We start from the raw sequence: 11,276 nt of genomic DNA, 5'->3' as shown, positions 1-11,276 counted from the left end.
TGTTCATTGCCGCCGATGGTCACCGACGTCACACGGGCGCCATCGGCGCCGGGCGTGTCATTGTCCATCACGTTGCCGCCGATCGCAGCACCACCCTCGACAACCGAGACAGCCGTGTCTGCAACCGCAACAGGCACGTCGTCGGACACGCCGACATTGACGGTGCCTTCGGCGCTGTCGCCGTCGGTGTCGGTGGCGACCACCTTGACCGAGCCAAGATTGGCGAGATCGTCCGCGCTGATGTCGCTGTGGTGGGCGTAATTGTTGTTCAGCGTCACCGTCACGTCGGCCTTGTTGCCGTCGCGAACCAGCGTCAGCGTCACCACCACCGTCTCGCCGTCCCTGCCGACGATCTCGGTGTCGGACACACGCTCCCACGTCAGGCCGCCATCGAGGCCGGTCGTGTCGCCGAAGACGATCGAGGCGATCGCGTCCGAGCCGGGCGTGAAAACAATCGAGTCGGTAGCAGTGGTCTCGCCGGGGGTCGAGCCGTCGGTCAGGTTCTGGTCGTCAACGGTCAGCGAAATCCCTTCGCCCACCACCTTCGGCCCATCGCCGTCGGTGATCGTGATCGGCTGCGCCGCGCTCGAGGTGTCGCCGTCGCCGTCGGTGATGACATAGGTGAAACCGGCGCTCACGCCTTCGGCATTGTTCAGGCTCGCAACCGGCGTGAACGTCCAGGCGCCGTTCGACTGGAAGGTATAGGTGCCGTTCGGAGTCGTGACCGTGGTCGTGCCTTCGGCGGCGACCGCATGTTCATTGCCGCCGATGGTCACCGACGTCACCTTGGCGCCATCGGCGCCGGGTGTGTCGTTGGTCATCACGTTGCCGCTAATCTCAGCGCCGCCCTCGACAACCGAGACAGCCGTGTCTGCGACCGCAACAGGCACGTCGTCGGACACGCCGACATTGACGGTGCCTTCGGCGCTGTCGCCGTCGGTGTCGGTGGCGACCACCTTGACCGAGCCAAGATTGGCGAGATCGTCCGCGCTGATGTCGCTGTGGTGGGCGTAATTGTTGTTCAGCGTCACCGTCACGTCGGCCTTGTTGCCGTCGCGAACCAGCGTCAGCGTCACCACCACCGTCTCGCCGTCCCTGCCGACGATCTCGGTGTCGGACACACGCTCCCACGTCAGGCCGCCATCGAGGCCGGTCGTGTCGCCGAAGACGATCGAGGCGATCGCGTCCGAGCCGGGCGTGAAAACAATCGAGTCGGTAGCAGTGGTCTCGCCGGGGGTCGAGCCGTCGGTCAGGTTCTGGTCGTCAACGGTCAGCGAAATCCCTTCGCCCACCACCTTCGGCCCATCGCCGTCGGTGATCGTGATCGGCTGCGCCGCGCTCGAGGTGTCGCCGTCGCCGTCGGTGATGACATAGGTGAAACCGGCGCTCACGCCTTCGGCATTGTTCAGGCTCGCAACCGGCGTGAACGTCCAGGCGCCATTCGACTGGAAGGTATAGGTGCCGTTCGCCGTCGTGACCGTGGTCGTGCCTTCGGCGGCGACCGCATGTTCATTGCCGCCGATGGTCACCGACGTCACACGGGCGCCATCGGCGCCGGGCGTGTCATTGTCCATCACGTTGCCGCCGATCGCAGCACCACCCTCGACAACCGAGATGGCCTTGTCGTCGACGGCCAGCGGAACGTCGTCAACGATCTCGATCGTGATGCTGGCCGGCGCCGATGATGCCTTGCCGTCCGAAACCACAAGCGTGAAGCGATCCGTCTCGTCCGCTCCGGGCACGTCGGTGGTGGCCCCGGTCAACTCGTAGCGGTAGGTAGCAACGCCTGTCACCGGATCATAGCCGGTAATCGTCAGGGTGCCATGCTGACCATCAAAGGTCTGGCCGACGAGATCGGCAATGCTGACCGTCTTGCCATTGATGGTCAGCGTCTTGAGATCGCTCAACCCATCCGGATCGGACAGTTTGAAGGTGCCGGTGGCAAACTCGCTGGCCGCGCCGGCATTCGAGCCCCCTTCATCCAGGCCCGCCTCGTGAACGATACCGGAGCCACCGCCGATCCCGGGCGCTATGTCGATGGAAGGCGCCCTGTTGATGCGCTCGCCAATGGTCAGCTCCTCGCCGTCATATTGCGGGAAGGCCAGCGCGGTCGGGGGCAGAAGCATGGAAAGGTCGAAGCCGTCGCCGATGCCGCCGGCCGGCAGTTCGAAATTGCCGCCGGAGCTGTTGGCTCCGCCTGCATTGGCCGAGATCGAGCCGTCGGCGCCGAAGGCGACGTTGATGCCGCCGGCTTCAAGCGCGGCGATCAGGGCAACGCGCGGAACCTCGACATCGCCGAGCAGGAAGGTCGGCACGTTGGAGGCGGCATCCTTGATGACGATGACGCTGCCGTCGGCCTGTTCGAGAACGAGGTTGTCGCCGTCGACCTTGATGTTGTCGATCGAGACATTGGCCGGCAGGTGTACGACGTTGGAGGCGTCGGCGACATATTCGGCCTGTGTCGGCTGGGCGGGGGCGGCAGCCTGAGGCTGCGGGGTCTGGACAGGCTGGCCGGAGCCGGCGTCTACGGGAACCGGATCGGCTGCGGGCTGCTGCGCCTGCGCCAGGATCTGCTCACCGCCATCAGCGGTACGGTTGTCGGCTGCCGAAGCGCCCTCGAGCGCACCCTTGACGTTCTCGAACTCAACACTGGTGGTCATCGCCTGATCCCCTGCCTAATTGGCCAGACAGAACAAGGCGCACGCTATGTTTGCAACCGGGGCGGCCAGCCTGCTATATAGCTTGATATGCGGGATGATCTATTTTTTTAAGTTGGTAAACTTTATATGCATAACATATTATGCATTTTAGTCTTTCACTTCATATTTAGCAGCAAACCAATCAACGAATGGTTGAGATCTCGGCGATTCATTTACCGAACCACGTTCGCGGCGAGGAAAACCCAGAGGAAATCCCGCCTCGGTCCGGCTACGAGCTGACCGCTTCCTTGCCATAGGTACTGGTGCGACGCTTCAGCCAGGCGCCAAGCTGCTCCATGTAGAGATAGAGTACAGGCGTGACGAACAAGGTCAATGTCTGCGAAACGACAAGACCGCCGACCACGGCGACACCGAGCGGCTGGCGCAGCTCGGCACTGGCGCCGGCACCGAGTGCAATCGGCAGGGTGCTCATCAGGGCCGCAAACGTCGTCATCATGATCGGACGGAACCGCATCAGGCAGGCCTTGTGGATAGCCTCGCCCGCCGCCATGCCCTCACGCTGCAGGGTCAGCGCCACGTCGATCATCATGATCGCATTCTTCTTGACGATGCCGATCAGCATCAAGAGCCCGATGACGGCGATGACCGAGAGATCGAAGCCGAAAAGCGACAGCGACAACAACGCACCCACCGCCGCGGCCGGCAGGCCCGAAAGGATGGTCAACGGGTGGACGAAGCTCTCATAGAGCATGCCGAGCACGACATATATGGTCAGGATGGCGCCGAGGATCAGTAGCCCCTGGTTCGCAGCGGCATCCTGGAAGGTCTTGGCCGTCCCGTAATAGCTTGTCGTGACGTTCTGCGGCATGCCGATGTCGCCCTTCAGCTTGTCGATCCGGGCGATGCTGTCGCCAAGCGCCACACCATCGGGCAGGTTGTAGGACACCGTCACCGAAGGCAGCTGGCCCAGCTGGTTGACGGTCAGCGCCCCGACATTGCGCTCGATATGGGAGAAGGCGCCGAGCGGGATCAGCGTGCCGTTGGCACCCGGCACCTCGATGCGCGCCATGCGCTCGGGCGTCCAGTCGACATGGGGATCAAGCTCCATGATCACGTCATAGCTGTCGGACGGCGTGTAGATCGTCGACACCTGCTGGGTACCGAAACCGCCATAGAGGGTCGAGCGCAGCACGTCATTGGTGATGCCGAGCGACGCGGCCTTGTCCTTGTCGATGACCAGCCGTGCCTGCAGCGCCTTGTTCTGCAGATCCGAGGTGACGTCGGTGAAGAAGGCCCTGTCGGCGACCATCGCGTCGGTGAGCTTCTGGGCCCACTGGTTCATCAGGTCCTCGTTGAGGCTCTGAACGACGAGCTGATACTGGCTGGCGGAACCGCGGGCGCCGACGGAGAGGTTCTGGATCGGCGCCATGAAGGTCTGGACGCCGGCGATCTTGGCCAGCTGGGGCCGGAACTCCGACAGGATCTGCTGCAACGGCGGCCGCGCGGCCTTCGGCTTCAGCTCGACGAACAGCCGCGCCGAGTTCATGGCGCCAGACCCGCCACCGCCGCTACCGACCGTGCTGGCCACATGGGCCACATAGGGCGACTTGGCAAAGACATCGGCGACCTGCGCCTGGAGCGCACTCATGGCACCGAAGGAAATGTCCTCGCGGGCCAGCGTGGTGACCTGAAGCTGGCCGATATCCTCGAGCGGGAAGAAGCCTTTCGGCATGGTGCGCAGCTGGTAGACGGTCAAGCCGACCGAGCAGAGGAAAATTGCAAAGACGACGACGTGGAAGCGGAAGCAGACCTTGAGCAGGCTGTCATAACCACGGAGCACGGCGTCGAAGCCGCGCTCGAGCGCGCGGCCGACCCGGCCCTCGCCTTGCGAGGCGATGGGCAGGCGCGCGGCGAGCATCGGCGTCAGCGTCAGGGACACAAAGGTCGAGGCCAGGATGGCGACAACGACAACGACTGCAAATTCATAGAAGATCTTGCCGATGACGCCGCCCATGAGCAGCACCGGGATGAAGACGGCAACCAGCGACAGCGAGATCGCGATGATGGTGAAGCCAATCTCGCGCGAGCCCTTGATCGCCGCCTCGAAGGGACTTTCACCCTCTTCCTCGATGTGGCGGACGATGTTTTCCAGCATGACGATGGCGTCGTCGACAACCAGGCCAACCGAAAGCGTGAGCGCCATCAACGAAATGTTGTCGATGGAAAAGCCGAACAGATACATGACGCCGAAGGTGGCAATCAGCGAGATCGGCACGGCAAGTGCTGGAATGACGGTTGCCCAGACCCGGCGCAGGAAGATGAAGATGACCAGCGTGACGAGCGCAATGGTCAACGCCAGCGTGAACTGGACGTCGCTGACGGCCGCGCGAATGGAGGCGGCACGGTCGTTCAGTGTTTCAAGCGAAGCCGCAGCGGGCAGCTCTGCGCGGAACGTCGGCAGCATGGCCATGACGCGATCTACGACGGCCACGGTGTTGGCGTCGGGCTGGCGCTGGATGGCGAGCACAATGGCGCGCGTACCGTCATACCAGCTTGCCGATTGAAGATTGGCGACCGAGTCGATCACCCGCGTGACATCGCCGAGCCGGACAGGCTTGCCGTCCTTGCTCGAGATGATGAGGTTCGAGAACGCGGCGGCATTGTCGAGCTGGGTGTCAGCGACGATCGTCAGCTGCTGCTGGCTGCTCTGTAATGTTCCGAGCGGCGAGTTGGCGTTTGCCGAAGCTATCGCAGCCGCCAACTGGCTGGTGGAGATGCCCTTGGCAGCAAGCGCGTCGGCATCGACCTGGATGCGGACCGCATATTGCTGGCTGCCGTAGATCGATACCTGCGCCACGCCCTCCAGCGTCGACAGCGTCGGCGAAATGACCTGCTGGGAAAATGCGTCGAGGTCGGTCATCGGCACGACGTCGCTCTTCAACGCAAGCAGCAGGATCGGCGCATCGGCCGGATTGACCTTCCTGTAGCTCGGCGGCGACGGCATGTCGGCGGGCAAGGCGCGCGCCGACCGAGCAATCGCCGCCTGCACGTCGGCCGCTGCCGCGTCGATGTCGCGGTCGAGCACGAACTGGATCGATATCGATGTCGAGCCGAGCGAATTGGTGGTGGAGATGCTGTCGATGCCGGCGATGGTGGCGAATTGCTTGATCAGCGGCGTGGCGACCGAGGTCGCCATGTTGTCAGGTGACGCGCCCGGCAGACTGGCCGAAACGTTGATGACGGGGAAATCGGCCCGCGGCAGCGCCGCCACCGGCAACTTGCTGTAGGCAAACAGGCCGGCAAGCACCAAGGACAGCGACATCAGCAGCGTCGCGATCGGTCGGCGGATACAGAATTCGGAGATGTTCATCGCCGACCCCTGGCTATTGCGCGATCTTCCGCGCCGGTTTCTGCGGGGAGGTGAAAGACGCAGGCTGGACAGGAGACGCCGACGTCCCGTTGGCCTCCGCAACCGTCGGCTGGACCTTGATGCCGGGCTTGAGGCGCAACTGCCCCTCGGTCACGACCTGGTCGCCGGCGGCCAGGCCGGAGACGATCGCCGACAAGTTGCCTTCACTCGCCGCCACCTGCACCGGCCGCGCCTCGATGGTGTTGTCGGGGCGAACAAGATAGACGAACTGGCCGTTCTGGCCGGGCTGCAGCGCGACCGTCGGGATCAAGGTGGTGTCGTTCAGCTGCCCCTGGTCGATCTCGACATCGACATATTGCCCAGGCCACAGCGCCATCTGCTCGTTGGCGAACGCCGCCCGCATGGCGATCGTGCCCGACGTCATGTCGACGGCGGAATCGATGAAGTCCATCACGCCGGTCGCAAGCACATCGGTGCTCGCGCTCCTGAGCGCCTTGACGGTGGGAGCCTCGCCGGCATCAAGCAGCTTCTTGAAGGTCGGCAGATTGGCCTCGGGCAGATGGAAGACAACTTCGATCGGGTCGACCTGGGTGATGGAGACCAGGGCATTTGCCGCGCTGGGCGCCGAGGCCGAACCGCCGACGATGTCGCCGAGCGCCACCTGAACTGCGCCGAGGCGGCCGCTGATCGGGGCTGTGATGCTGGTATAGCTTAGCTGGACCTGGTCGGCATCGACGGTCGCCTGGTCACCGGCAACGGTCGCCTGCGCTGCCTGCTGGGCGGCAAGGGCTTCATCATAAGCCTGCTGGGTGCCAGCCTGCTTGCTGGCAAGATCCTTGGCGCGGTTCATGTCGGCGGTGGCGCTGACCAGCAGGGCGTTGTCCTTGGCAAGGATCGCCTGGTCGCGGGCGAGCTGCGCCCGCAGCGCCCGGTCATCGAGCGAGAACAAGATATCGCCGGCCTTGACCATCTGGCCGTCCTTGACGTGGATAGCGGTGATCTGGCTGGAGATGCGCGCGCCCACCTCGACGACGGCAGGGGATTGCACGTTGCCGAAGGCACTGACAACGACCGGGAATGTACCCTTCTGGGCCGGTGCAACGGCCACCGCGATGGCCCCTCCTCCGTGTCCGCCACTGCGGGCAGTGTCGGTGGCAGGCCGCGATGATGAACCGACACTCGCCATGGCGTCGGTAACGTAGCGCCAGGCGACATTGCCCGCGCCCGACACCGCCAGCAAGACGACCGCCAGCACCAGCGCCACGGCGCCCAGGAAGGTGGATCGGAACTTCGTCATTACGCCGCTCCATCGACAAACCGCTGCGAGACTAGCCGTTGCCTTAAAAAAGGGAAGGCCCGGCCCCCGCAGAGTGAAGCGGCTCCGCCTGCCAATGATCGGCTTCAGCCGGAACAGCTACCGGCATCGGGACCTTCGCATCCTCTTTTGCCGGTGGCACCCGCATCTTCATCTGCTTGAGCATGTAGGAAAATGGCCGGTCCCGGCGAGCAAAATCGTCAATGGTTACCAAGATTTAATTTCGTTCGGCCGCCTCGCGGCCCATGAAACGAACACCTGCATCAGCCTCACGCGAGAGGTGTCCGGCATTTGATCCAGGACAAGGAAAGCTGCCCTCGACCGGGCTAGCGATAATGAGCGGCCATTCCCGCACGCGCCGGAGGACACGACCATGGGCATATCGGCTCTCGAGAGCTGGAAAGTTTGGCATTCGGCAGTCCTCGCTTACCGGGACTGTAAGCAACGTTACGCAGTGATGAAAGAAGTCGATGCGTTCGGACAAGAAGAGGGCAGCCTTATTATTGGCGAATGTGGGTCGAACGGGACCGAGTTGCGGTCGGCAATGGACTACGCATTTGCGTCGCGGGTGTATCTGCCGGAGGCAATGCGGTCGCTGGGCGTAGATGCCGACACGTTTGAGGCCAGCAACGCCAGTTGGCATCGCTCGCTCCGCCGGACATGCATGCTCTGTGCAGAACGCCGGCGTTGTGAAACGGCACTGGCCGCGGGTGCGTTTGAAGCGGCTTACCGAGACTTTTGCGCAAACGGCGCGGATCTGGCGGCGCTGTCATCCGGGAAGAGCGTTGCCCCGCGCTGACAACTGTCGCTTGGTCGTCAGGCTCTTTGTTGACGGGACGTTTGGTTCGACGGGTATCTGGGGGGCTGGTGGTTGAGCTTTTGTCTGGGATCGCGGGGAGGCGGGCGCCGCTGAACGGGGCGCGTGGCAATTTGCGGGCCGTGGTTTTTTTGTTGTGCGGTGTTTTGCTGTCGTGTCTGGCTGGTGTGTGATGTGATCTTGGCGTTGATTTTGTCGTGGCGTTGATGGTGTGGTCTTCAACGTCAAACGCCCGCGTGGTTTTCACCAAGCGGGCGTTTTATGATTTGGTTGCGGGGGTTGGATTTGAACCAACGACCTTCAGGTTATGAGCCTGACGAGCTACCGGGCTGCTCCACCCCGCGCCATCGGACTTTTGCCGGAGGCAAAATGTCCTTGTTTGGGCGTTATCGGACTTCTGCCTTGGGCAAAATGTCCTTGTTTCTGTGCTTTGCCAACAGAAAGGGCCGCTTACGCGGCCCGTTGGTCCCGTTGGCGGGCCATTTTGTAAAGAGAAGATTGATTGACCGACATCGCGTTGCGATGTTTTTACATGCCCTTGGCAGACCTGGCAGCGACTTACTCTCCCGCGTCTTGAGACGAAGTACCATCAGCGCTGGAGCGTTTCACGGCCGAGTTCGGAATGGGATCGGGTGCAGCCGCTCCGCCATAACCACCAGGTCGGCAAAAGGCATGTATTCGAGAAGCTTTTGGAGCGAATAGGGTTTTTGAGTAGTCTCTACTCTCTATTCGCTGGTCTTTGTCGTGCCGTTGATCGCGTTGGCGATGAACATAAGTAATGAGAACGATCAAGCCTATCGAACTATTAGTACCGGTAAGCTTCATGCGTTGCCGCACTTCCACACCCGGCCTATCAACGTGGTCGTCTTCCACGGTTCTCAGGGAATACTCGTTTTAAGGTGGGTTTCCCGCTTAGATGCCTTCAGCGGTTATCCCGTCCGGATATAGCTACCCTGCTATGCGGCTGGCGCCACAACAGGTCCACCAGAGATCCGTCCATCCCGGTCCTCTCGTACTAGGGACAGATCCTTTCAATATTCCTACACCCACGGCAGATAGGGACCGAACTGTCTCACGACGTTCTGAACCCAACTCACGTACCGCTTTAAATGGCGAACAGCCATACCCTTGGGACCTGCTCCAGCCCCAGGATGCGATGAGTCGACATCGAGGTGCCAAACAACCCCGTCGATATGGACTCTTGGGGGTCATCAGCCTGTTATCCCCGGCGTACCTTTTATCCGTTGAGCGATGGCCCTTCCACACGGGACCACCGGATCACTATGACCGACTTTCGTCTCTGCTCGACTTGTCAGTCTCGCAGTCAGGCAGGCTTATGCCATTGCACTCAGCGAACGATTTCCGACCGTTCTGAGCCCACCATCGCGCGCCTCCGTTACTCTTTAGGAGGCGACCGCCCCAGTCAAACTACCCACCATACATTGTCCCGGACCCGGATAACGGGCCGCGGTTAGACATCCATAGAGATAAGGGTGGTATTTCAAGGGTGGCTCCACCAAGGCTGGCGCCCTGGCTTCAAAGCCTACCACCTATCCTACACATGCCACTACGAATGCCAATGTAAAGCTATAGTAAAGGTGCACGGGGTCTTTCCGTCTAACCGCAGGAACCCCGCATCTTCACGGGGAATTCAATTTCACTGAGTCTATGCTGGAGACAGCGGGGGAAGTCGTTACGCCATTCGTGCAGGTCGGAACTTACCCGACAAGGAATTTCGCTACCTTAGGACCGTTATAGTTACGGCCGCCGTTTACTGGGGCTTCGATTCAAAGCTTGCACCTCTCCTCTTAACCTTCCAGCACCGGGCAGGCGTCAGACCCTATACGTCGTCTTGCGACTTCGCAGAGCCCTGTGTTTTTGATAAACAGTCGCTACCCCCTGGTCTGTGCCACCCTCTTACGGTTGCCCGCAAAAGGGTCACGCTTCTTCCGAAGTTACGCGTGCAATTTGCCGAGTTCCTTCAGCATAGTTCTCTCAAGCGCCTTGGTATACTCTACCAGTCCACCAGTGTCGGTTTCGGGTACGGTCTATAAGTGGGAGCTATTTCCTGGAACCGCTCCGCTGCCGGGATCAATCCAATAAGACCCGACAACTTGTGCGATCCGTCACTACCCACAGGCCCACGAATATTAACGTGGTTCCCATCGTCTACGCATTTCTGCCTCGACTTAGGGGCCGGCTAACCCTGCTCAGATTAGCTTTAAGCAGGAACCCTTGGACTTTCGGCGGGGGTGTCTCTCACACCCCTTACGTTACTCATGTCAGCATTCGCACTTCTGATACCTCCACCGCCCCTCACAGGTACGGCTTCACTGGCTTACAGAACGCTCCGCTACCGCTTGCAGCAAGCTGCAAACCCTAAGCTTCGGTGTATGGCTTTAGCCCCGGTACATTTTCGGCGCAAAGACCCTTATTTAGACCAGTGAGCTGTTACGCTTTCTTTAAATGATGGCTGCTTCTAAGCCAACATCCTGGTTGTTTTGGGATCCTCACATCCTTTCCCACTTAGCCATAACTTGGGGACCTTAGCTGTAGGTCAGGGTTGTTTCCCTTTTCACGACGGACGTTAGCACCCGCCGTGTGTCTGCCGACTAGTACTCCTGGGTATTCGGAGTTTGGTTAGGTTTGGTAATCCGGTGAGGACCCCTAGCCCATCCAGTGCTCTACCCCCCAGGGTATTCGGTCGACGCTCTACCTAAATAGATTTCGCGGAGAACCAGCTATTTCCGAGTTTGATTGGCCTTTCACCCCTAGCCACAAGTCATCCCGAACTATTGCAACAGTTATGGGTTCGGACCTCCAGTAAGTGTTACCTTACCTTCATCCTGCTCATGGCTAGATCACTCGGTTTCGGGTCTAATGCGTCGAACTGAACGCCCTGTTCAGACTCGCTTTCGCTGCGCCTACACCTACCGGCTTAAGCTTGCTCGACACACTAAGTCGCTGACCCATTATACAAAAGGTACGATGTCACCATTTCAGGCTCCATCTGTTTGTAGGCAACCGGTTTCAGGTACTCTTTCACTCCCCTTGTCGGGGTGCTTTTCACCTTTCCCTCACGGTACTAGTTCGCTATCGGTCATGCACGAGTAC

The 11,276-nt window shown here is 60.9% G+C and carries 4 protein-coding genes, 1 tRNA gene and 2 rRNA genes (1 of these 7 cut by a window edge); 1 reads left to right on the top strand and 6 read right to left on the bottom strand.

Features of this window, described 5'->3' with window-relative positions; all coding sequences use genetic code 11:
* The 3 genes from B015_RS0126025 to B015_RS0126015 all read right to left on the bottom strand — a co-directional run.
* The coding region (locus B015_RS0126025; protein ID WP_018430694.1) for an Ig-like domain-containing protein at positions 1–2,660 on the bottom strand (2,660 nt) is incomplete at its 3' end.
* Between the two features lie 268 nt (positions 2,661–2,928).
* Complete coding sequence (locus B015_RS0126020; RefSeq protein WP_018430693.1) at positions 2,929–6,030, bottom strand: efflux RND transporter permease subunit; 3,102 nt, start codon at positions 6,028–6,030, stop codon at positions 2,929–2,931.
* 13 nt (positions 6,031–6,043) lie between these two features.
* Entirely contained in the window at positions 6,044–7,327 is a 1,284-nt protein-coding gene (locus B015_RS0126015) for an efflux RND transporter periplasmic adaptor subunit (RefSeq protein WP_018430692.1), read from the bottom strand.
* A 391-nt stretch (positions 7,328–7,718) separates the two neighbouring features.
* Here B015_RS0126015 and B015_RS0126005 point away from each other — a divergent pair, with 391 nt between their 5' ends.
* Complete coding sequence (locus tag B015_RS0126005) at positions 7,719–8,144, top strand: hypothetical protein (protein ID WP_018430690.1); 426 nt, start codon at positions 7,719–7,721, stop codon at positions 8,142–8,144.
* A 285-nt stretch (positions 8,145–8,429) separates the two neighbouring features.
* Here the strand turns inward: B015_RS0126005 and B015_RS0126000 are convergent.
* The 3 genes from B015_RS0126000 to B015_RS0125990 form a co-directional block, all read right to left on the bottom strand.
* A tRNA-Met gene (locus tag B015_RS0126000) sits at positions 8,430–8,506 on the bottom strand.
* Positions 8,507–8,707: 201 nt separating this feature from the next.
* Positions 8,708–8,822, bottom strand: a 5S ribosomal RNA gene (rrf, locus tag B015_RS0125995).
* 124 nt (positions 8,823–8,946) lie between these two features.
* Positions 8,947–11,276, bottom strand: a 23S ribosomal RNA gene (locus B015_RS0125990); it runs 483 nt beyond the window's last position.

The organism is Hoeflea sp. 108 (genome assembly GCF_000372965.1).
Lineage (GTDB): Bacteria > Pseudomonadota > Alphaproteobacteria > Rhizobiales > Rhizobiaceae > Aminobacter.
The sequence above is the reverse complement of the archived record's forward strand: the minus strand, read 5'-3'. Positions and strand labels throughout refer to the sequence as shown.